Here is a 22,576-nt window from a genome sequence, read left to right as displayed (position 1 = left end):
AGCGCACCGCGCGCGCGAGGTTGGACGCCCTTTGCGCGATCACGACGAGCGGAAGCCGATGCGCGCGTGCGTGCCGTCGCACACGGGCTTCGTCGACGATCCGCCGCACCGACAGAGGCGCACGCCGCTCGTGCGCAGCACGATGCGCCCGGTGCCTGCGCAGATCTCGACGTTGCCGCGCACGTCGAGCGGGCCGTCCTCGACGGGCACGACGACCAGTGTTCCGTCGCGCACCGGCAGCGCGGTGGTCTCGATCGACGCGGGCTCCCCGCTGGCGGTGAAGCCCTCGTTGTGCGAGCCGTCGCAGTACGGCTTCTGACGGCTGCGTCCGCAGCGGCAGAGCGTGGCGCGGTGGCGCGGAGCCTCGCCTTCGATCGCGAGCGCGGCGTGGACCGCGAGCGGGCCGTTCTCGCGAATGCGGATCGTGTTGACCTCGGGCGCTTCTTCCTCGGGTCCGCCGTCGAGGCGCTCGTAGGTGATCGCGCCGCTCGGGCACGCTTGCGCGACGCGCACCAGCGCTTCGACGGGGATCGTCTCCGGGTGCAGCCACGGCCCCTGCACGTTGGCGAGGAACACCGTCGGCGCGCCGAGCACGCAGTGCCGCGCGTGGATGCACCGGCGTCCCTCGAACCGCAGCGCGACGTCGTCGGTGCGCGCCTCCTCGACGAACGCGCCGGGCTGCGGCGGGACGACGGTCAGCGTGCGGCGCGGCGCGGGCGCGGAGGTCGCGGCGGGCGCGCTCGTCGCGCGCTGTTCTTCGAGCGCTCGCTGATCTTCGAGGGCCCCCACGAGCCGCTCCATCACGCGCACCGTGTGCGCGATCGGTGCCGCGATCGACGCGACCGATCGGCACGCGCCCGCGAGCTCGCGCGCGCGCTCGGCGAGGAACGTCCACTCGCTGTGTCCGTGCGGGATCGTGTCGACCGAGCGCAGGCCCGCGAAGCTCACGCCCGCGTTCACGCCGGGATGCTCGGGGCTCGCGGGCAGGCGCGTGAGCTCGGTGGCGAGGATCGCGAACGCGCGCATTCCGTCGACGGACGACGCGAGGAGCGTGCGCTTCGCGTCGCGATCGCCTCGGCGCACGAAGCCCTGACAGAGGAGGCGGAGCGAGAGCGTGTAGATCGAGTTCGCGACGTCGAGCAGCGCGGCGGCGTCGGGCTCGACGACCCACACGCGACCGCGCGGATCGAGCGGGCTGCGCATAACCGGGCTCCGCGCGGCCGGTCGCGCGGCGCGGAACTCGGAGCGCGCGGCCGAGAGCGCGGCGTGCTCGTCGCGCACCTGCTCGAACATCGCGAAGTGCGAGCCCTCGGAGTGCCCCGGCGCGCCCTCGCCCTGGAGGACGATCGTGTCGAGCGCAACGTGCGCCGACGCGAGGTCGGTCACGGCGCGGATCCCCGGCAGCGACATCAGATCGGGGCCGACCTGCGCCGACGGATCACCGATGAACAGGCCCGTCTCGCCGAGCTCGGCCGAGAGGTGATCGAAGCCGTTCCGGATCGCCGCGTAGAGCTCGCCGACCGTGTCGTAGTCCTGCGCCGACGGCATGTAGCGCGTGGGTCGCGCGTCGCGCGCGTAGCTGCGCGTCGGCTCGAAGCCGGCGCCGTCGTGGAGCTCGACGCCCACGGGGCGCTCGAGGAAGACGAAGTGCTCGAGCGTGGCGCGATCGAACGGAGCGAGCTCGAGCACGATGCGCGACGGATGCGCGCCCGCGGCGATCGGGAAATTCGATCGATCGAAGTGCGGCGTCGCCCCGATCGCGGTCATCAGGTTCGCGACGAGCGAGAGGTGCGTCATCTCCTCGAGCGCGACCCGCAGGATGGTCCCGCGCCAGCGCTCGACCGCGGACAGCTCGTGCTCGAGCAGATCTCCGTCGCGCGCGTCCTTCAGCGAGAACGCGGCGTAGAGATAACAGCACATGAGGTCGTGCTCGACCTCGGCGGCCTCGGCGAGGAGGGCCTGCAGCTGCTCGCGGTTGTGGACCGGGACGAAGCGCTTCATCGAGAGAGCCTGCTCGCCGGACGCACCGGCGGGTTGGACGGCGTTGACGGTCGGGCGCCGCGCGCGCGCGAGCCGCGGCGCCCGATGGTGCCTCACGTATACCGGGGGTGGTGCGCTTCGACCATCCAGAGATCCTTGTCGGCCTCGCGCGAGATCTCGGTGAACAGATCGGCGGTGTCGGCATCGCCGGCGTCGGTCGCGATCTGGATCGCTCCGCGCACGAGCGCCGCGTACGCGGCGAGCACCTTCGAGAACGCCTCGACGTGCGCCGAGCCCGCCTGCAGCTCGAGCGGGTACGCGGGGAGCGACGTGCGCTCGGCCACGCGCTGCGTCGTTCCTTCGGCGTTGCCGCCGAGCGCGACCGCGCGCTCCGCGATCGTGTCGCTCCACTCCTCGACGTGCTCGGCGACGTCGTCGAAGAGCTCGTGAAGGGCGCGGAACGCAGGGCCTTTCACGTTCCAGTGCGCCTGCTTGGCCTGGTTGAAGAGATCGATGGTGGCGGAGAGGCGGTCGTTCAGGAGCTCGACCATCCGGGTCCGCACGCGCACGTCGAGATCGTTCTGGGTGGGGTACATGCCTCGCAGGATGGCGCGCGGACGTGGCCGCGCTGCAACGCGAGCGCAAGAGCGTTCCATCGAAGCGCGGGAAAGCGCAGATGCGCCAACCCGATCCAAGTGGCGAGGCCCCTCGACGGACGAGGCTCGGTGCATGTCCAGCCTGCACCTCGCGCCCCGCTTCCCGTCCGAGCTTCCTTCGCTGCGCGTCGCCGCGCGCGACCTCGAGCCCGCGGAGACGTTCGTCGGAGCGATCACCGCGACGGACTGGCGGCGCGCCTCGCACCCGCTCGTGATCGAGGTGCGCGCCGGTGATCGCACGCTGACGCTGCGACACGCGTCCATCGCGATCGCAGAGGGGTCGCTCGTGCTGATCCCGCCGCACGAGGTGCACGCGTGGAGCGCGCCTGCGCCCGGCGCGCCCAACGACGTGCTCCTGGCCCACCTCGCGCCGCCGCCGCCGGCGGTCGTCGGGATCGGGCCGACAGCGTTCGCGCCGGTGCGCGTGCGCTCGCCGCTCGAGCGCAACGCGATCGAAGACGGCTCGCTCGCGTCCCTGCTGCGCGAGATCGAGAGCGACGCCGCGACGGTGCACGGCTCGGGTCGCTGCCGCGAGCGACGCTACGTGCGGAAGGTGCGCGAGCACCTCGAGCGGGAGTGGCAGCGCAACGTGCCGCTCGACGAGCTCGGTGAGATCGCGGGCGTGTCGGTGTTCCACCTGGTGCGCGTGTTCACCCGCGAGGTCGGGCTGCCGCCGCACCTCTTCCAGGTGCAGCACCGGCTCGAGCACGCGCGCTCGCTGCTCGGGCGAGGCACCGTGTGCCGCGAGGTCGCGCTGCACTGCGGCTTCGCGGACCAGAGCCACTTCAACCGGCACTTCAAGCGCGTGATGGGCTTCACGCCCGGCGCGTACGCGGCGCTCGCGTCGCAGCCGCGCGATCGACGTGTCCTGGCGTCGTTGGGCAGGGCCGCGGGCGTGCTCGCGAGCCCGGAGCGATCGGCGGTCTGACCGCGATCAGTCGTGGCGCTTCGCGGGCTGCGCGATCGCCGTCGTCGCGCTCGCGCGCTCGAGCAGAACGATCGCCACGGCCTCGACGATCGCGGCCGCGCCGATCACCCACGCGAGCGCGAAGCGCAGCAGGAGCGCGCCCGCGAGCGCGCCGAGCAGCATCGTGACCGCGGCGGCCACGCGACGGGCCCAGCGCGGGTTCGTCCCGCCCGCGAGGGACGAGTCGGCGGCGAGGCCGGTGAGCGTGAGCGTGAGCACGGTCGTCGTCATGTCGGGGATCGCCATGCTCCGCACGACCGCGTTGCGGATCCCCATCGCGAGCCCGAGCAGCACGATCAGCACGAGCGTGATCGACGGCCCCTCGAGCGTCGCGACGCCGGTGGCGACCGCGAGGCACGCGAGCTCGATCGCGAACGCGCGGATCACACCGCGCCGCACGTGCGCGTGCGAGAGGCGGCCGCCGATCAGCGCGCCCCCGAGGAACGCGGCGATCGCGACGAGCGACGCGACGATCGACACGTTCTCCGCGCCCGCGAGCGCGAAGCCGAGGAACACGACGTTCCCCGTCATGTTCGCGACGAAGACCCGGCCCATCCCGAGCACGCTCGCCGCGTCGACGAGGCCGGTGACGAAGGTGAGCGCGAGCAGCGCGGGCACCTTCGGAGCGCCCGGCTCGCTCATGCCTCGCTCGCGATCCACGCGAGGATGCGTCGCTCGACGCGGCGACGGATCGCGCCGTAGCGATGGCGGAGCCGATGATCGAGCGAGAGGTGCCCGGGGCCCGCGACGATCGGCAACAGATAGAGCAGCGCGTAGAGCAGCGCCGATTGCACGTCGGCGCCCTCGAGCCCGCGCGCGGCGAGCATCAGCACGGTGCCCATCGTGAGCACGATCGCGAGGGCGGAGAGGCGCGTGGCGATCCCGATCGCGACCGCGACGCTGCAGAGGCCTTCGGACAGGAGGGCGAGCGCGAAGCTCGCGGGGTGACCGATGCCGAAGGGATCGGGGAAGGTCGCGAGCTCCTCGTCGAAGCGCTCGAGCTTGGGCCGCACGTGGAACGCCCACAGCAGCGCGCCCGACGCGACGCGCTGGAGCAGAAGTGCGAGGTCGACGGCGCGATCGCGCGCCGGTGTGTCGGTGGGAGCGCGGCTCATGATCAGAATGCCCAGCACGAGCAGCCGAGCGCGCCCCAGAACGCGCTCGCGTCGTCGACCGACGGAGGCGAGACGCGGCGCGGAGTCGGATGCGCGACGCAGCGCGCGCGCGTCGTCGTGCGAGGCGCGGCGCTGGCTCGCGTGCGCACCGGCGACCAGTCGGGCGCCGCGGGAGGAGGCGGCGGCGCGAGCGCTCCAAAGGGCCCTGCGCCGTGCACGACGCGGCCGCCGAGCACCGTGAGGACCGACTCGAGCTCGGCGATGCGATCGTCGGCGACTGCGAAGTAGTCGTCGGAGAGGATCGCGAAGTCCGCGAGCTGACCGGCCTCGATGCGGCCCTTCTTGCCTTCCTCCGACGAGAACCACGCGTTGCGCTCGGTGAGAAGGCGGAGCGCGGTCTCGCGATCGACGAGGTTCGACTGGCGATAGAGCGAGAGGCCGCCGAGCGTGCGACCCGTGACGAGCCACGAGAGCACGACCCACGGGTTGTACGACGCGACGCGCGTCGCGTCGGTGCCGGCGCCGACCGGCACGCCGGACGCGAGCATCGCGCGGATCGGCGGCGTGCGCTCCGCGGCCTCGGCGCCGTAGCGGCGCACGAACTCTTCGCCCTGGAACATCATGCGGTGCTGCACCGCGATGCCGCCGCCGAGCGCCGCGACGCGATCGATGTTCCGCTGCGAGATCGTCTCGGCGTGATCGATCATCCAGTGCAGGCCGTCGAACGGCACGTCGCGGCTCACGCGCTCGAGCACGTCGAGCGCGCGCGTGATCGTCTCGTCGTACGTCGCGTGGAGGCGCCACGGCCAGCGATGCTCGGCGAGCAGGCGCACGACCTGCTCGAGCTCGGGCTCCATCGAGGGCGAGAGCTCGGGGCGAGGCTCGCGGAAGTCCTCGAAGTCCGCCGCGGAGAACACGAGCATCTCGCCCGCGCCGTTGTGGCGGAAGGTGTCGTCGCCGTCGCCGGGCCGCACCATCTTCGTCCAGCGCGCGAAGTCGGCGAGCTCCTCGCCCTTGCGCTGGGTGAACAGGTTGTAGGCGATGCGCAGCGTGAGCTCGCCCCGCGCCGCGAGCTCGCGGACGATCGCGTAGTCGTCGGGATAGCTCTGGAACCCGCCGCCCGCGTCGATCACCGAGGTCACGCCGAGCCGGTTGAGCTCGCGCATGAAGTGTCGCGTCGAGCCGATCTGCTGCTCCGGCGGGAGCACCGGGCCTTTCGCGAGCGTCGCGTAGAGGATGTACGCGTTCGGCTTCGCGAGGAGGAGCCCCGTGGGCTCGCCGCGCGCGTCGCGCTCGAGCTGTCCGCCCGGCGGATCGGGCGTGTCTTTCGTGTAGCCGCACGCGCGCAGCGCGGCGCGGTTCAGCAGCGCGCGATCGTAGAGGTGGAGGATGAACACCGGCGTCTCGGGCGCGACGCGGTTGAGCTCGTCGAGCGTGGGCAGTCGCCGTTCGACGAACTGGTGCTCGGTGAAGCCGCCGACGACGCGCACCCACTGCGGCGCGGGCGTCACCTCGACCTGGCGCGCGAGCATCGCCATCGCGTCGGCGAGCGAGCGCACTCCGTCCCAGCGGAGCTCGAGGTTGTAGTGGAGCCCGCCGCGGATCACGTGGATGTGGCTGTCGACGAGGCCTGGGATCAGCCGGCGCTTGCGCCCGTCGATCACGCGCGTGTGCGGCTCGCTGAGCGCCATGATCTCCGCGTCGTCACCCACCGCGAAGAAGCGCCCGTCGCGCACCGCGAGCGCGGTCGCGGTGGGCCTGCGGGGATCGAGCGTGGTGATCGCGGCACCGTGCACGACGAGATCGGTCATCGCGCGTGCTCCTCGCGCTCGGGCTCCGAGGGCGGCGCGCCGGTGATGCGCGGCACGCACTCCGAGGCGATCCACGCCGCGGTGATCGGCTCTCCGCGCGACATCCGCCGCGCCACCGGCACGACCTGCTCGCCGAGCAGCATGCCGAGCAGACCGACGAGCGCGACGAGCGGGGGCGCGGGTGAGCGCACGTCGATCACGGCGTACACGATCCCGACCAGCGCGCCGGCCAGGAGGGACACGACGTAGAGCTTCACGGCGACCTCCCTTCGCACCCGCTCGGGCGCGTCATCTCAGTGCCCGCCTTCCGACGCGCCGAACATCGACTTCGCGTACTGGATGCCGAGCCCGTAGCCGCCGCCGTGATCCTTCGCGACGTCGATCACGGCGTCGTAGGTGCGCGCGCGGCCCCAGTCGCGCTGCAGCTCGAGCAGGTACGCGAGCGCCGTGATCGGGCGCGCACCGGCCTGCACCATGCGGCTCACCGCGCGCTCGTGCGCCTCGGGCGACACGTCGCCGCACGCGTCGGTCACGACGAACACCTCGAAGCCCTGCTCGAGCGCCGTGAGCACCGGGCCCGCGACGCACACCGAGGTCCAGAGCCCCGCGATCACGAGGCGGTCCTTGCCGAGCGCGTTGATGCGCTCGACGACGTTCGCGTCCTCGAAGGGGTTCATGGTCGTGCGATCGATCGCGGTGTGCTCGGGGAGCGCCTTCGGGATCTCGGGGAAGAGAGGCCCGGAGAAGCTCTTCTCGGCGACCGTAGTGACGATGGTCGCGACGTCGAACACGCGCGCGGAGCGCGCCACGAGCGCCGCGTTGGTGCGCAGTGTGATCCCGTCGATCGACTGCGCCGCGAACGCCATCTGCGACTGATGGTCGACGAGGAGCAGCGTGTGATCGGAGGGCGAGAGGAGCGACTTCGGAACGGTGGTCGTGGCCTTGGGCATGATCTCTCCTGAGTGGGTCTGCGGAGAGCCTGGGTCGAGAGACGCGCGCGTCGTTGAACGGCCTTGCGTGGCGCGATCAGCGCGCGCGAGACAGCGCGTCGTGCTTCTTCGCGAGCGAGGCGACGAGCACGAGCCACGCGCCGCAGAGCGCCACGTTGAGCGCCGCGAACCCCTCGACGCCGAGCTCGATCACCTCGGCCCCGACGAACACCACCGCGGCCGCGAGGACGTCACCGGCGCGCACGAAGAACGCGTCGATCGCCTGCTTCGCGCTGTACTTCTCTATCGGCGTCGTCGGCAGCCAGAGCAGCGCGCGGCCGGTGTTCATGATCGAGTAGTCGGTCGCGTTCTCCGCGACCTTCGCGGCGCGCACGATCGCGAGCGTCGCGCCCGCGGCGATCATCGCGTACGAGCCGAGCGCGACGATGGGGAGCGCGGCGATCGCGCCGCGCGTGCCGAGGAAGCGCACCAGCGACGACGCGACGAGGAGCTGGAGCGCGATCGCGACGACGTTCACCTGGAAGAAGAATTCGCCGTAGAACGCGCCGACGCGGGCCTCCACGAACGCGCGGGGATCCGCGACGCCCTCGGCGAGCGCGAGCGCGGCCTCGGCGGACTCGACCGCGGTGCGGCCGAGCACGTACTCGCCGACGGTGTTCACGAGGTTCGCGATCAGCATCATCAGCGCGATCGCGCGGAGGTACGGGCTCTTCCAGACCAGGAGGAACCCGTTGGTCTCCTCGTGGTGCTCGGCGTGCGGCGTCGGCGGATGGAGCCGCATCGCGACGACGGTGCAGACGAGGTGCAGCGCGAGGAGCGCGGCCGCGACGCCGAAGAGCGCGATCACGCCGAGGCCCGCGTCGAAGAGCCACGACGCGATCCGCGCGCCCGACGCGGCGCCGATCGTCGCGCCCGAGGCGACCACCGGGAAGATGCGCTTGCCCTGCTCCTCGGTGAGCACGTCGTTCGCGACCGACCAGAACTGCGCGACCACCGCGAGGCTGAAGATGCCGACCCACACGTAGAACGCGATGCCGATCCCGGGCGCGCGCAGGCCGGCCGCGATCGCGAAGAGACCGACGCACACGATGAACACCGCGATGACGGCGGGCACGAAGCGCTCGCGGCGGACGCGCGCGACGAGGCGGCCGTACATCGGCACGAGCGGCACGAGGACGAGCGCCTGCACCGCGGCGGCGTAGGACTTCATCTCGGCCCCGCCGGTCGCGAGCACGAGCGGCTCGCGCGCGGTCTTGAGCACGTAGTACGCGACGAGCACGACGAAGAGGTCGAGCGCGAGGAGGATCGCGATCGGCCACTCGCCGGGATGGAGATCGACGACGCGGTGCCAGCGGCGCGGTGCGGGAGTGAGATCGGCCACCGATCCGGCGTGCCGCCGATCACGATCGCCGCGTTGGATGCGCTTGTGGTTCAGCGATCGAGCGCGCGCAGCGCGGCGCCGCCCATCCGTTGGAACATCTCGTCCTGGAGCGCCGGGTGATCGCCGATGATCTCGAGGAGATCGTCGCGCTCGATGCGGAGCGCCGACGCGGTGCGCTGCACGGTCGCGTCGTACCATCGCGGCGTCGCGGCGAACGCGTCGAGCAGACCGGCGGCGTCGCCGCGCCGGTGCACGAAGGTCTGATCGGGCTCGCGGGCGCGACCGATGATCTCGCCCGACGCGAGCAGCAGGCACCAGCCGCTGCGCGCGTCGCCGGCGCGCCAGAGCGCCTGTCCCGCCGCGAGCTCGACCGGCATCGCGACCGACGCGAGGTCCGCGATCGCCTCGATGCGCGTGTTGCGCGCGCCCCCGGTGGCGTCGCGCACCAGCAGCATGCGGTCGACGGGATCGAGGAGGTCGGGCGCGCGCTCCGCGTCGGCGCCGGGCACGTAGCCTGCGCTCGCGCCGAGCCGCCTGCGGATCGCGATCGCGTCGCGCGCGACGCTGCGCAGCGAAGGCTCGAAGAGCGGCGAGCGTCCCTCGAGCAGCGTCGAGAGACGATCGGCGGGGAACGAGAGCGTGTGCGTCGTCGTGGTCGCGATCGCACCGACGCCGATCGGATCGCGCGCCCACGCGACGATCGCCGCGACGGCGTCGCCCGCGCCCGCACGACCATACGCGCGACCGAGGCGCGTCACCTCGACCGATCCGTCGAGCACCCAGTGGAGCTCGTCGAGCGGACGGCCCGGAGCCGCGAGGATGTCGCGCGGCGCGAAGCGACGCAGACGCCCACGCTGCACGAGCGGTCCCGCGCTCGCGAGCGGGAGCGCGAACAGCTGCGCGAGCCGCAGTCCCCAGAGCTCGCGCTCGGCGCTCGCCGTCGCGTCGCTCATCGACGCCCCGCTGCACGGGCGGCGACGCGTCGCACCATGTCGCTACCGTCGGCCGCGAGCTCGCGCTCGATCGCGTCGGGATCGATCGCCAGCGTCACGCCCAGCGCGGCCGCGGCGCGCGACGCCTGCGACGCCACGGGGTCGTCGTCGGTGAGCGCGAGGAGCGCATCGCGCACGCGTCCGTCGAGCGCATGATCGAGGAGCTCGCGCGCGCTCTCGCGCGACGTCCGATCGCCGGCGCGCAGGCCGCGGAAGAGCACCTCGGGATCTTCGCCGCGCAGCCCGCGGAGCCCGATCACCCGAAAGGCGCGCTCCATCGTCGCGCGCTGCTTGTCGAGGAGGAGCGCGTCGAGCAGCGCGACGTGCGCGTCCGTCCGCGCGAGCTCGCCGTAGCGTGCGTGCACGTGAGCGCGCCACGACGCGAGCTTCACGAGGCGGCGCAGCGTGCGCTCGAGCAGTCGATCCATCGTGCGAGCGACGTCGTGCGGCAGCGGTCCGCCCTCGCGTGCGAAGCGGCCCATCGCGCGCAAGATCCGGTAGCGCACCGCGCCGTCGTCCTCGGAGTCGAGCCAGTCGCGGAGCGCGGCGCCTGCTCGCGGCGTGAGGTGCGCGGCGATCGCGTCGGGGAGCAGCAGGCGCATCGCGCGCGGCGCGTCGCCGATCCGGGCGACCAGCGCCTCGAGGCCGGCATCGCCGATCGCGACGAGCGCCTGGTGCACCGCGGCGCGCGTGGGTCGCGCGGAGAGCCGGTCGACGAGCACGCCCGCCAGCGCGCGGTGAGGCCGCGAGATCGCGAGCGTCGCGAGCTCGTCGGCGATCTCGGGCCCACCGCGCGCGACGAGCCGCGTGACCAACACGTCGAGCTCGGGCCGCGCGGGCGCGTGCGCGAGCGCGCGCAAGATCGCGATCCGCGTCTCGGGGTCGGCGCTCTCGGCGGCGTCGACGAGCTCGGTGAGCCGCGCGGCCGCGTCCTCTCCGGCGCGCGTCGCAAGCACCACGCGCGCCACGGCGCGCACCGCAGCCGAGCGATCCGCGAGGAGCGGCTCGACGTCGAGCGTGCTCGCGCCGAGCTCGAGCAGCGCCGCGGCCGCGCGCGCTCGCACCACGTCGTCGGAGCGCGCGAGGAGCCGGACGAGGTGCGCCGAGGCATCGGTGCGGTCCGCGCGCACCAGGAGCTCGGTCGTCGCGAGCACCACCGCGGTGGACGGATGCGCGAGCAGCGACGTGGGCACGAGCTCGGCGCGCCCGTGTCGCTCGAGCAGGCGCAGCGCAGAGAGGCACTTCGTCGCGTCGAGCGAGAGCGAGCGGAGCACGGTCTCGAGCGCCTGCGCGCCGAGCGCGGGGCTCGGCAGCGGGATGCGCGGATCGGGCTCGAAGCCGTCGAGCCGCGAGCGGAAGATCGTGAGGTACCGGCGGTGGGTACCCACTGCGACCGCGATCCAGAGCAGGGCGAGCCCGAGCACGATCGCGAGGACGGCGGGCGACGAGGCGCTCCCACCGAGCGCGAGCGCCAGCGCGATGGTGAGCGCACCGAGGGCTTGTCCCGCGCGGTGACCGACGGTCTGGAACGTGAGCTTGAGCCGGCGGCGCAGGTCGAGCTCGAAGGGCATGAAGAGGAGCTCGGTCGCGGTGCCGTGCAGCGAGTGCTGGAGCGCGCCCGCGCTCGCGCGCAGGCCCACCGCGGCGAGCGCCGGCGCGCCGCCGATCCCGATCGCGACGAACGCGCCGAGCGACGCGGGGAGCACGATCATCGCGGTCTGGAGCCCGAAGCGGCGCAGGAGGAATGGCGTGAGCGCGAGCTGCACGACGAGCGCCGCGAGCGACGTCGACGCGGAGAGCACGCCGAACACGGCGGCGAGATCGCCGCGCGCGGTGTGCTCGGCGATCGTCGCCTTGAACACGAGATCACCGGCGGTGAGCACCGCGGCTCCGAGCGACACGAACACGAAGAGCTGCATCGCGTAGCGCGCCTGCGCGCGAACGCTGCCCGCGCTCGGCGCGCGGCCCTCCGGGATCACGGCGGGCTCGCGACGAGCGGTCCACGCGACCCCGATCGCCGCGAGGGCGAGCGCGCACGCCGCCGCGATCAGCGACCACGCGCTCGAGGCGAGGTGCCCGATCGCCGCCGCGGCGAGCGACCCCACGATCGCGCCGAGCAGCCCGCCGACACCGATGCGCGCGAAGTCGCGTCGCGCGTGGCCCACATCCGATCCCGCCGACATCCACGCCCACATCGAGCTCGTCGAGATCATCCCGAAGACGCCGGACCACACGTAGAGCGCGGTGCTCCAGCCGGAGTCGGCGCGCTGCGCGGCGATCGCGAACGAGGTCGACACGAGCGCGCCGAGCGCGAGGATCGCCACGATGCGTCGCGCCGGTCGCGATCCGTCGGGGATCCGCTGCACGACCCACGACACTGCGCCGACGACGAACGCGAGCGCCACGTACACCGCCGGCAGCGAGCCCGGCGGATGGCGCGCGAGGTAGAGGGCGTCGCGCGCCGTCTCGTTGAGCGCGTGCCCAGCGAGCAGCGTGCCGTAGAGCAGCGCGAGCCTGGTCGTGCTGGCCGGCATGCTCGAGCGCGATCGAGCTCAGCCCTCCGCGGTGCGGATCTCGAGCTCGAGCCCGATCCGCTGGATCTGCGCCGCGTGCGCCGCGAGGTCCGCGGCGACGAGCGAGCGCGATGCGATCCACTCCCGCGGGACGGTGAGCTCCACCGCGCGACGTGCCGCGCGCGCCGACGGGATCGCTGTGACCGCGGCGCGATCCGCGTGCAGCGCCACCGCGATTCGCAGCAGCACGGCGAGGCGCTTGAGCGCGCGCCGCGATCCGCGCCGCGTCGGCTCGAACATGTCGCGATCGAGCCGGCCGCGATGGGTGCGGACGAGCGTCGCGACCGCCTCGAGCTCGTCGCGCGAGAACCCCGGTGCGTCGGCGTTCGCGACGAGGTACGCGCCGTGTCGCGCGACGCCACTCCGCGACACCGAGAGCCCGAGCTCGTGCAGCTCTGCCGCCCACCCGAGCCATCGCCGGAGCTCGACGTCGCCGAGATCCCAGTCGCTCGCCACCGCGTCGAACAGCGCCTCGGCCGTCGCCCGCACCCGCCGCGCGTGTGCCGCGTCGATGCCGTGGCGCGCACGGAACGCCGCGATCGTGTCGTCGCGCACGTCGTCGCTCTCGAGGCGTCCGACGAGCTCCATCAAGAGCCCCTCGCGCAGCGCTCCGTCGGCGACGTCGATCGAGCCGAGGTCGAACGTGCGCATCACCGCGTCCACGATCGCGAGCCCGCCCGGCAGCACCGGCCGGCGCTCGTCGGCGAGGCCCTCGACGTCGATGTCCGCGAGGGTGTCGGCGTCGCACACCTTCTCGATCAGCGCGTCCACGCCGCGTCGCGTGATCGTGCCGCGCGCCGCATCGCCGCGCGCCTCCACGATGTCTCCGATCGCGCGCATCGTGCCCGACGATCCGAGCACACGATCGATCCCCGGAGCGCGCAGCCGCGCTGCGAACGGACGCAGCTCGAGCATCGCCGCGTCACGCGCGCGCTCGTAGCGCTTCCTCGAGATCCGCGCGCCGGGAAAGAAGCGCTCGGTGAAGCGGATGCAGCCCATCGGCGTGCTGTGTGCCTCGCGCGTCGTCCAGCCGGTGCCCGTCACGAGCTCGGTGCTGCCGCCGCCGACGTCGACCACGAGGCGTCGCTCGCGCGCCGCAGGCGGGTGCATCGCGGACACGCCGCGCCACACCAGACGCGCCTCTTCGGGCCCGGGCACGATCTTGACGCGGTGGCCGAGCAGCGTCTCGGCGCGCGCGACGAGCTCGGGCCCGTCCGACGCACGACGCAGCGAGTCGGTGCCGACCACCCGGACCCGTCCGACGGGCAGCGGTCGGACCAGCTCCGCGAACCGCTCGAGGCACGCGATCGCGCGCGCACGCGCGGCGCGGTCGAGCGGCCGGCCATCACGCAGACCCGAGCCGAGCGCGACGCGCTCGCGCCGGCGATCGTAGACGTGCGGCGTCCCTCGCTCGATCGACGCGAGCACGAGATGGAAGCTGTTCGATCCGAGATCGAGCGCGGCGACACGCGGGTGGTCCGCGCCCTCGGCGGGCGCGTCCGCGAGCGCGATCGAGCGCTGCGCGCAGGGAATCGGCGCGGCGCTGGTGCGCGCGCTCGCGGGGGTCCTCGCCATGTTCGGCTCCGTCGGGAAGAACGCGCGGCGTGACGCGCGCTACGCGGTTCTGCGCGCTGCGGCTGGCGCGTCGTTGGACGCGATTGCGACGTGCGCGCGTCGGGTCGGCGCGCACAGCACGAGCTCGTCGATCCCGTGCTCGATCGCCAACGCCGCGGCGCGCTCGAGCTCGCCCGGCGCGAGCTCGAAGTCCCACGGCTCGCCCAAGGGCCGCGGCCGCGCCGGTGACGCGATGCCGCGCCGCCTCGGGACCACCACCACGACGTGCAGGCGAGCGCCGATCGCGTCGCGCAGGTCGCTGAGCGCGGCTTGGATCGCGCACACGTCGTCGTCGGCCGTCGATCGGACCGGCACCGCCAGCACCACTTGCTCGCGACGCATCGCGAGCCGGCTCACGAGGCTCCTCGCGCGCGCCTGCCACTCGGGCGTCGGCGCCGCACGCAGCGCCGTGAGCCGCACGACGATCGCGGCGCCCCGCTCGGTCACGGCGCGCGCTCCGAGTCGGGACGTTCGAGACCGACCACGCGAGCCTCTCCGCTCGACAGCGCGTAGAGGTGCACCCGCGCCGGCGCGGTGCGCTCCGCGCCCTCGCTCGACGCGATCACGTCGACCACGACGTACTCCTCGCTCGCGCCGGGCGGCAGCGCGATCCGCACGCACACGCGCGCGCTCGCAGCCGACACCCTCGCGTCTGCATCGCTCGCCCGTGGAGGAAGACCGCGGTACACGCGCGCCTCGTAGCGTCGTCCGTCCGCGTCGCGGAGCCCGCTGCTCACCGCGAGATCGTCGAGGCAGATCTCGACGTCGCCTCCTTCGCGCGCCGCGACCGGCCACGCGAGCGGAGACAGGCGCGTGAGCCATCGCTCGAGGATCCGCGCACGACGCGCGAGGAGGATGCGCAGCAGCTCCGTGCCCAGCGCAGGGTCCGACCACGCGCCCTGCTCCACGAGCAACGCGAGCTCGGCCTCGCCCAGGCGCGCGACGATGCGCGTCATCCACGCGAGGTCGCGCTCGGTCCTGCGCTCGAACCCGGGGTTCGGATATCCGTTGCGCCACTGATCGGGCACGAAGTCGCGCTCGGTGTAGAAGCCGAACGTCGGATGCTCGGGGCGATCGGGCGACTCCGTGTACGCGCGCTGCGCGAGGCCGAGGCTCACGAAGTCCTCGCCGAGGTGCTGGATGTCGAGGTAGTGCGAGTGACCGAAGCGGCGCGACAGCGCGTCGTCGACCGGCCAGACGATCCCGAACGAGTCGCCGGTGTCGAGCACGTAGTGGCGGACGTAGCCGCGGCCGGGCTCGGTCTCGATCCAGCTGTCCATGTTGTTCTCGGCGCGCGAGTCGATGTGGTTCAGCCACGCCGAGAGCACGTACATCCCGCGCACCTCGCGACGGTGCTCGTGGGGCACGACGTCGTTCGGATCGTCGTCGCGCAGCCCCGCGAAGCGCCACCCGCCGAGCGGCGTGCCATCGATGTACGCGCTGAGGCTGCCGCGCCTCCGTCCGTTCGGTGCGGCGCCCGCGCGCGCGAGGATCGCGTCGACGTCGGCGCGCACCAGCGGGCGCGGTGATGACCCCGAGGTGCGCGCGTCGGGCGCGAGCGTGAAGTCCTCGGCCGCGAAGTGGATCACGCGATTGCAGGGCACGAAGTACCCCGCGGCGTGGAAGATCCGCGACGCGATCGCGTCGGCCGCGGTGGCGCGCTCGGGCTGCGAGAGATCGACCTTGAAGAGGTAGGTGCGTCCGTCGGAGGCGCGCACCACGAGCCCCGGCCCGGACCCGTCGGGCTTGCTGCGGATCACGACCCACGGAGGCGGCGGCGCCTCGACCTCGGAGCACGCGCCGCGCGCGAGGTCCTCGCGGCTCATGGCGTCGCGACCGATCCGGTTCGTGAACCACGACGAGTCCGGGACCTCGTCGAGCGCGTTCACGTTCATCGCCTCGCGATCGCGCTCGTAGGTCCAGAGCTCGGAGAGCTGGCGGAACGTGGTGTTGTCGACCGCGTCCCACGCCCACGGGTTGTAGTGGACCTGCGGTCGCGTCGAGAGCGGACGCGCGTCGTCGTCGCGCCACATCGGATCGGCCATCGGGAACGCGCGGAACGACGCGCCGCAGCCCGTGAGCAGGCAGAGCGCGACGATCGAGGTGTGGAGTCGCGAGTGCATGTCCCCTCACAGTCCGTTGCGCGCGCCGACCACGAAGCGCACCGACTCGACGCTCGTCCCGTTCTCGAACGTGCTGGTGCCGAGCGCGATCTGGAGATCGAACGGGTGCTCGCCCGCGATGCGCGGCTCGAGCCCGATGCCGAACGAGAGCCGCAGTCGCTCGACCGCGAAGTCGGCGAAGTGCCGCTCGAACACGTTGCCGCACGTGACGTGGAGGCGACCGTTCAGGAACACCCAGACCGGCCACGCGTACTCGAGGGTCATCGCGGCGACGCTCTCTCCGCGCAGCGTGCCGGCCAGGAACCCGCGCATCGCCCCGGTGCCGCCCGGATCGAGCAGCTCGTAGAACGGGATCGCGACGCCGTCGTGGCCGGTGAGCGCCGAGGCCTCGCCGCGCACCGAGATCACGTGGTGGCTCTCGATGTCGGCGGCCAGCTCGAGCTCGCCGCCCACCACGAGCCACGCGCCGCGCTGCGCTCCGTCGATCGTCCCCGTCTCGCCGAGCAGCACACCGACGCGCGCGCCACCTTGCGGCGGTGCGCCCCGAGCACGACTGTCGAGCGCCGCCGTGATGCGCCCTCCGAGCGACTGATATCCATCGGGATATCCGGTCGGTAGAGGCATGGATCGTTGTCCGAACCACTCCGACATGGTCGGGTCATCACCCCAACTCGAGTCGCGAAATCCGATGCTCCGGTGTTGCAGCGAGGCGTGCATCGAGAACGGACCGATGCCCACGGCGTCGATCCCCACGCGGGTCTCGACGATGCTCACGCCGAAGCGGGCGCGACCGTTCGCGGTCGCGGTGTGCCCGATTCCGCCGAAGATCGCGTCGGGTCGCTGCAGCAAGCGGTTCGAGACGAACAGCTCGACTCCGTCGGTGAGCGCCACGCGGTCGGCGACCGACAGAGAGAGCCAGTCTTCTCCCCACGTCGCGCCGTGCACCGAGATTCGATTCTCGCTGAAGAGGAATCGATTCCAGAATGCGTAGATACCGACGCTCGGGACGAGGCCGAAGTCGAAGAACGCAGTCGGGAAGATTCCGATGTTGCGCTCGGCGCCGAACGTCAGGACCCCCGCGATCGTCTGGAGCACGTCGGCGCGCTCGACCTCGGTCAGGAGCCAGCCGATCGGACGGCGCAGGACGAACTCCGAGATCGCGTAGAGCGGCGCCGTGACGACACGCGGGATCCACAACAGCGCGTCGACGGCGTCGTCGCCGGGCTCGACGCGACCATCGTAGTCGGGCAGCGGCCGGCGCTCCTGCGCGAGGGCCGGAGACGCGAGCGCGATCCACGCGGCGAACAGACACACTGCGCACGTCCTCATCGCGAGCCTCGCACGGTGATCTCCTCGAGCTGCCCGTCGGTGAGCAGGACGATCAGGCGGCCGATCCGCTCGGTGATCGCGGTGTCGATCCACTCCGAGGTCAGGAGGACGAGCGTGTGCACCGCGACGCGCACCGCGCGCAGCGTGGAGCGCAACGTCGCAGCCCGCGCGCGCACCGCCGCGAGCGCGTGGTGCGGCGCCGCGAGCACCAGCACGAGGCGCCCTCCGCCCCGCTGCTGGATCCCCGCGATCCACGCAGGAGCGCGAGCGAGCAGCGCGTCCGCGGCGGCCTCGTCGCGCAGCTCGATCGCCGCGAGCGCGACGTCGGCGGGGCGTCGAGGGCCGGCGTCGCGAGCCTCGTCGCGCACCTGCACCACGTCCCAGCCCGATCGCGCCTCCGCGATCGCTCGAGCACACACCTCGGCGAGCGAGCTCGCGCCGAGCACCACCACGCGCAGCATCGCCGGGACGATGGAGCGCCGGTGCTCGGCGGCGTTGCACGCTCTTGTCGCGAGCCTCGCTCAGCTCGTGCTGGGCTCGGCCGCCGCGCGCTTCCCGCGCGTCACGACCTTGCGCACCGCCACGTAGAACGCCGGCACGAGCACCACCGCGAGCACCGTCGCGCTGATCATGCCTCCGAGCACGCCGGTGCCGATCGCGCGCTGGGTCTCCGCGCTGGCGCCCGTCGCGATCGCGAGCGGGACGACGCCGAGGGTGAACGCGAGCGACGTCATCAGGATCGGCCGGAGGCGCAGCTTCGCCGCTTCGATCGCGGCGTCGGTGACCGAACGGCCCTCGTCCTCGAGCTGCTTCGCGAACTCGACGATGAGGATCGCGTTCTTCGCCGACAGGCCGATCAACGTGATCAAGCCGACCTTGAAGAACACGTCGTTGGGCATGCCGCGCATCGTCACGGCGAGCAGCGCGCCGAGCACGCCGAGCGGGACGACGAGGATGACCGAGAGCGGGATCGACCAGCTCTCGTAGAGCGCCGCGAGCACGAGGAACACGACGAGCAACGACAGCGCGAGGAGCGCGGGCGCTTCGTCGCCGCTGAGGCGCTCCTGGAACGAGAGGCCCGTCCACTCGACGCCGAAGCCCGGCGGAAGCTGCGCCGCGAGGCGCTCCATCTCCGCCATCGCCTCGCCGCTGCTGAAGCCCGGCGCCGCCGCGCCCGCGATGCGCACCGCGGGATAGCCGTTGTAGCGAACGAGCTGCAGCGGGCTGCGCTCCCACCGCGCGGTGGCGACCGCGGAGAGCGGCACCATGCGGCCCTCCTGGTTGCGCACCGGCAGCGCGAGCACGTCGTCGAGTTGCATGCGCGCCTGCGGCTCGGCCTGGAGGATCACCTGCTGCAATCGGCCGGCGTTCGGGAAGTCGTTCACGTACATCGAGCCGAGCGCTGCCGAGAGCGTCGCGTTGATCGACGCGAACGACACGCCGAGCGCCTCCGCGCTGTGACGATCGACCTCGAGCCGCACCGACGCGCCGTCGGGCAAGCCCTCGGGATAGACCGCCTGCACGACGCTGCTCTCGGCGGCCGCGGCGAGGATCTGGCCCTGCGCCGCGAGCAGCGCCTGCTGGCCCTGGTTGCGTCGATCGACGAGGCGCATCGCGAAGCCCGCGCTCGTGCCGAGCGAGTCGATCGAGGGAGGCACGACGTGGAACATCATTCCGTCACGCAGCCCCGCGAACGCAGCGTTCGCCGACGCGACCTCGCCCTGCGCGGTCGCGCCCTCGCGCGCGTCCCAGTCGTCGAGGATCGTGAACATCAGCGCCGCGTTCGGGCCGGAGCCCGAGAACCCGAAGCCACGGATCGCGACGACCGAGCGCACGCCGGGGCGCGCCTGCGCGTACTCCTCGTACGAGCGGATCACCCGATCGGTGCGCTCCGCCGTCGCATCCGACGGCAGCGCGACGCTCGAGATCCAATAGCCCTGATCTTCCTCGGGGAGGAACGAGCCGGGCAGCGCGCGGAAGAGCCATCCCGCGCCGACGCTCACCGCGAGCAGCGCGACGATGCCGATGCTGCTGCGCCGCACGATGCGCGCGACGCCCGCGCCGTAGCGCTCGGTGAGCCACGTGAACGCGCGGTTGAACGGACCGAACGCGCCGCGGTTCGGATCGTGGTGCTCCGAGACCGGCTTCAGCAGCGTCGCGCAGAGCGCGGGCGTGAGCGAGAGCGCGAGGAACGCCGAGAGCAGGATCGAGACCGCCATCGAGAGGCTGAACTGGCGGTAGATCGTGCCGACCGAGCCCGACGCGAACGCCATCGGGATGAACACCGCGGAGAGCACGAGCGTGATGCCGATGACGGCGCCCGTGATCTCGTCCATCGCCTTCTTCGTGGCCTCCTTCGGCGAGAGCTTCTCGGTCGCCATCAGGCGCTCGACGTTCTCCACGACCACGATCGCGTCGTCGACGATGATGCCGATGGCGAGCACCATGCCGAACATCGTCAGCACGTTGATCGAGAAGCCCGCCGCGTACATCACGGCGAACGTCCCGAGCAGCGCGATGGGCGCGACGATCGCGGGCACGAGCGTGTAGCGCACGCTCTGCAGGAACAGGAACATCACCGCGAAGACGAGCACCATCGCCTCGACGAAGGTCTCGAGCACCTTCTCGATCGAGACGCGCACGAAGGGCGCGGTGTCGTACGGGACGCTCGCCTCGATGCCGTCGGGGAGCGTCTCGCCGAGCTCGGCGACTCGCTCGCGCACCAGCGTCGCGGTCTCGACCGCGTTCGCGCCCGGCGAGAGCATCACGCCCGCGCCCGCCGAGGCCGTGCCGTCGGTGCGCGTCGCCGTGCCGTAGCTCTGCGCGCCGAGCTCGATGCGGGCGACGTCGCGCAACAGCACGCGCGAGCCGTCGGGCCGCGCGCGCAGCACGACGTCGCCGAACTGCTCGGGCGTCTCGAGCTCGCCTTGCACGACGAGCGGGATCGTCACGCGCTGTCCGGGCACCGTCGGCGCATCACCGACGCGGCCTGGCGAGACCTGCGCGTTCTGCGCGCGGATCGCGTTCGCGACGTCGTCGATCGACACGCCCAGCGCCGTGAGCTGCACCGGATCGAGCCACACGCGCAGCGCGCGCGGCGCGGTGAACACCTGCACGCGGCCGACGCCGGGGATGCGCTTGAGCTCCTCGACGAGGTTGCGCGACAGGAAGTCGCCCAGCGTCTGCTCGTCGTAGCGCCCGCTCGGCGAGCGCAGGTCGACGATCAGGAGGAAGTTCGACGTCGACGCTTCGACCGCGAGGCCGATCTGCCGGACCATCTGCGGAAGGCGCGGCTCGACCGTGCGCAGCCGGTTCTGCACCGCGACCTGCGCGAGCTCGGGGTCCGTGCCGGGCTCGAACGTCGCGGTGATCTGCGCGACGCCCGACGTGTCCGACGACGACTCGAAGTAGAGCAGGTGCGGGACGCCCGAGATCTCGCGCTCGATGGGCGCGAGCACGCTGTCGCTCATCGTCGACGGCGTCGCGCCCGGATACGTCGCGGTGATCGTCACCGCGGGCGGCGCGACGGTCGGATATCGCTCGACCGGCAGGCGACGGATCGCGAGCACGCCGAACAGCACGATGAAGAGCGAGACGACCCACGCGAACACGGGTCGCTCGATGAAGAAGCGCGGCATCGTCCTACTCGCTCGCGGTGTCGGGCGCCGACGTGGGCCCGTGGTCCTCGCGCGCGACCTCGACCTCCCACGGGGTCGGTCGCACGGACATGCCGGGCGCGAGACGATCCTGGCCCTCGACGATCACGCGATCGCCCGCCGCCAGGCCCTCGCGCACGATCTGATGCCCGTCGACGACCCGCCCGGTCCGCACGCTGCGCACCGCGACGACGTCGCCCTCGGCGACGACGAGCACGCTCTCGCCGAGCGCGGGATCGTGGAGCACCGCCTGCTGCGGCACGGTGATGGCGGAGGGCTCGCGGCCGAACGGGATGCGCGCGCGCACGAACATGCCGGGCAGCAGATCCAGATCCGCGTTCGGCACGAGCACGCGCAGCGTGAGCTCGCTCGTCGTGAGGTCGACGTTCACGTCGGTCGAGAGGAGCCGCCCCTCGACCTCGTAGGGCTCGCCGCGCATCGAGAGCAGGCGCACCGGCAGTCCGTCGCTGCGCTCGAGCTCGCCGCGCGCGGAGCGCTGGCGCAGCTCCTCGTAGCGCGAGGCGGGCTGACGGATGTCGACGTAGACCTCGTCGAGCTGCTGGATCGTCACCATCGGCAGCGGATCGGCGGTGCCGACGAGCGCGCCCTCGGTCACCCGCGACAGGCCGATGCGCCCGGCGATCGGCGCGGTGACGGTCGCGTAGCGCAGGCTGATGCGGCTGCGCGCGAGCGACGCCTCGCTCACCGCGAGATCGGCGCGCGCGAGATCGAGCGTGCTCTGCGCGTTGTGGAGCGCTTGCTCGGAGAGCGCGCCCATCGACGCGAGGCGGCTCGCGCGCTCGGCCTCGCGCTCGGCGGTGGCGAGCGCGGCGCGCTGGCGCTCGGTCGTCGCGGACGCGCCCGCGACCTCGGCGCGGAAGACCGTGGGATCGACGCGATACAGCGGCTGCCCCGCGGCGACGGTGTCGCCCTCGGTGAAGAGCCGCTCGCGCACGATGCCCGAGACGAGCGGTCGCACTTCCGCCACACGCACGGGCACGACGCGCCCGGGCAGCAGGTCCTCCACCACGACCGCGTGCGGCGTGACGGTGACCGTCGAGACCTCGGGCGGAGGTGGCGGCTCGCTCGGTGGCGCGGCCGCGGGGCTGCTACAGGCGAAGAGCGCTAGGAGCCCAACCGTTCCGGAGAGAAGGCGCGGAAACATCACGAAGACCTGCCGAGTCGGGAGGGTCTTCCCTATGTTGCGCGCCGGCGCCGATCGCCAGCCCTGCGTGATCGAAAACGTGACGGCGCGCTGTCGCGAGCGAGCACCGTGGAGCTTCGATCGACGTACCGCGCGTGGACTTGGTGGCTCGGCGCGCATCGCTATCTGTCCCCCAATCGCGCGTGCGCGATGTGGAGGTGACGCGATGTCGTCCGAGGCCGATGGCTCCAAGAGAGGCCGCTTCCTCCGCAAAGGGCCCGCGAT

General features: G+C 72.6%; 18 protein-coding genes. 1 reads left to right on the top strand and 17 read right to left on the bottom strand.

The annotated features are described in order from the left end of the window. Nucleotides 1-39 precede the first annotated feature (39 nt). Both DB32_RS45045 and dps read right to left on the bottom strand, forming a co-directional pair. Nucleotides 40-2,001: a ferritin-like domain-containing protein gene (locus DB32_RS45045; RefSeq protein WP_083457219.1), complete on the bottom strand. Its 1,962-nt coding sequence runs from the start codon at nt 1,999-2,001 to the stop codon at nt 40-42. A 92-nt stretch (nt 2,002-2,093) separates the two neighbouring features. After that, nucleotides 2,094-2,576 (bottom strand): DNA starvation/stationary phase protection protein Dps, encoded by a 483-nt coding sequence (gene dps, locus DB32_RS07565; protein WP_053231747.1) that lies wholly within the window; start codon nt 2,574-2,576, stop codon nt 2,094-2,096. Between the two features lie 133 nt (nt 2,577-2,709). Between dps and DB32_RS07560 the strand changes: the two genes are divergently transcribed. Next, nucleotides 2,710-3,564, top strand: coding sequence for a helix-turn-helix transcriptional regulator (locus DB32_RS07560; protein ID WP_053231746.1), 855 nt, complete (start codon nt 2,710-2,712; stop codon nt 3,562-3,564). A gap of 6 nt (nt 3,565-3,570) precedes the next feature. Here DB32_RS07560 and DB32_RS07555 read toward each other — a convergent pair whose 3' ends face one another. From DB32_RS07555 to DB32_RS07485, 15 genes are all read right to left on the bottom strand, one after another. Beyond that, nucleotides 3,571-4,263 carry a YoaK family protein gene (locus DB32_RS07555; RefSeq protein ID WP_205627033.1) on the bottom strand — a complete coding sequence of 231 codons (693 nt, stop codon included), beginning with the start codon at nt 4,261-4,263 and terminating at the stop codon, nt 3,571-3,573. Beyond that, the gene (locus DB32_RS07550; RefSeq protein ID WP_053231745.1) at nt 4,242-4,718 is read right to left on the bottom strand and encodes a DoxX family protein; all 477 of its coding nucleotides are present in this window, start codon (nt 4,716-4,718) and stop codon (nt 4,242-4,244) included. Before DB32_RS07550 ends, DB32_RS07555 begins: the two co-directional genes overlap by 22 nt. 2 nt (nt 4,719-4,720) lie before the next feature. Continuing rightward, nucleotides 4,721-6,529, bottom strand: a complete 1,809-nt coding sequence (locus DB32_RS07545; RefSeq protein WP_053231744.1) for an amidohydrolase — start codon at nt 6,527-6,529, stop codon at nt 4,721-4,723. Then, nucleotides 6,526-6,786 (bottom strand): DUF1427 family protein, encoded by a 261-nt coding sequence (locus tag DB32_RS07540; RefSeq protein ID WP_053231743.1) that lies wholly within the window; start codon nt 6,784-6,786, stop codon nt 6,526-6,528. The genes DB32_RS07545 and DB32_RS07540 overlap by 4 nt, the downstream gene beginning before the upstream one ends. Nucleotides 6,787-6,822: 36 nt before the next feature. Beyond that, the gene (locus DB32_RS07535) at nt 6,823-7,479 is read right to left on the bottom strand and encodes a hydrolase (protein WP_053231742.1); all 657 of its coding nucleotides are present in this window, start codon (nt 7,477-7,479) and stop codon (nt 6,823-6,825) included. A 76-nt stretch (nt 7,480-7,555) separates the two neighbouring features. After that, nucleotides 7,556-8,860, bottom strand: a complete 1,305-nt coding sequence (locus DB32_RS07530) for an NTP/NDP exchange transporter (protein WP_157068821.1) — start codon at nt 8,858-8,860, stop codon at nt 7,556-7,558. 50 nt (nt 8,861-8,910) lie between these two features. Beyond that, nucleotides 8,911-9,813, bottom strand: a complete 903-nt coding sequence (locus tag DB32_RS07525) for a cyclic nucleotide-binding domain-containing protein (RefSeq protein ID WP_053231741.1) — start codon at nt 9,811-9,813, stop codon at nt 8,911-8,913. Further along, nucleotides 9,810-12,386 carry a hypothetical protein gene (locus DB32_RS07520; RefSeq protein WP_053231740.1) on the bottom strand — a complete coding sequence of 859 codons (2,577 nt, stop codon included), beginning with the start codon at nt 12,384-12,386 and terminating at the stop codon, nt 9,810-9,812. Before DB32_RS07520 ends, DB32_RS07525 begins: the two co-directional genes overlap by 4 nt. An 18-nt stretch (nt 12,387-12,404) precedes the next feature. Continuing rightward, the gene (locus tag DB32_RS07515) at nt 12,405-14,000 is read right to left on the bottom strand and encodes a Ppx/GppA phosphatase family protein (RefSeq protein ID WP_053231739.1); all 1,596 of its coding nucleotides are present in this window, start codon (nt 13,998-14,000) and stop codon (nt 12,405-12,407) included. A 39-nt stretch (nt 14,001-14,039) separates the two neighbouring features. Then, nucleotides 14,040-14,486 carry a hypothetical protein gene (locus DB32_RS07510; RefSeq protein ID WP_053231738.1) on the bottom strand — a complete coding sequence of 149 codons (447 nt, stop codon included), beginning with the start codon at nt 14,484-14,486 and terminating at the stop codon, nt 14,040-14,042. Further along, a complete protein-coding gene (locus DB32_RS07505; protein ID WP_053231737.1) occupies nt 14,483-16,162 on the bottom strand; it encodes a hypothetical protein in 1,680 nt (559 codons plus the stop codon). The genes DB32_RS07510 and DB32_RS07505 overlap by 4 nt, the downstream gene beginning before the upstream one ends. Nucleotides 16,163-16,168: 6 nt before the next feature. Then, nucleotides 16,169-17,491 (bottom strand): BamA/TamA family outer membrane protein, encoded by a 1,323-nt coding sequence (locus DB32_RS07500; protein WP_157068820.1) that lies wholly within the window; start codon nt 17,489-17,491, stop codon nt 16,169-16,171. Further along, nucleotides 17,488-17,952: a hypothetical protein gene (locus tag DB32_RS07495; protein WP_053231735.1), complete on the bottom strand. Its 465-nt coding sequence runs from the start codon at nt 17,950-17,952 to the stop codon at nt 17,488-17,490. The genes DB32_RS07500 and DB32_RS07495 overlap by 4 nt, the downstream gene beginning before the upstream one ends. Before the next feature lie 60 nt (nt 17,953-18,012). Further along, complete coding sequence (locus tag DB32_RS07490) at nt 18,013-21,129, bottom strand: multidrug efflux RND transporter permease subunit (protein WP_053231734.1); 3,117 nt, start codon at nt 21,127-21,129, stop codon at nt 18,013-18,015. Between the two features lie 4 nt (nt 21,130-21,133). Beyond that, the gene (locus tag DB32_RS07485) at nt 21,134-22,312 is read right to left on the bottom strand and encodes an efflux RND transporter periplasmic adaptor subunit (protein ID WP_075097842.1); all 1,179 of its coding nucleotides are present in this window, start codon (nt 22,310-22,312) and stop codon (nt 21,134-21,136) included. Nucleotides 22,313-22,576: the final 264 nt, after the last annotated feature.

The sequence above is a fragment of the Sandaracinus amylolyticus genome (assembly GCF_000737325.1).
In the GTDB taxonomy this organism is placed as follows: domain Bacteria; phylum Myxococcota_A; class Polyangia; order Polyangiales; family Sandaracinaceae; genus Sandaracinus; species Sandaracinus amylolyticus.
The sequence above is the reverse complement of the archived record's forward strand: the minus strand, read 5'-3'. Positions and strand labels throughout refer to the sequence as shown.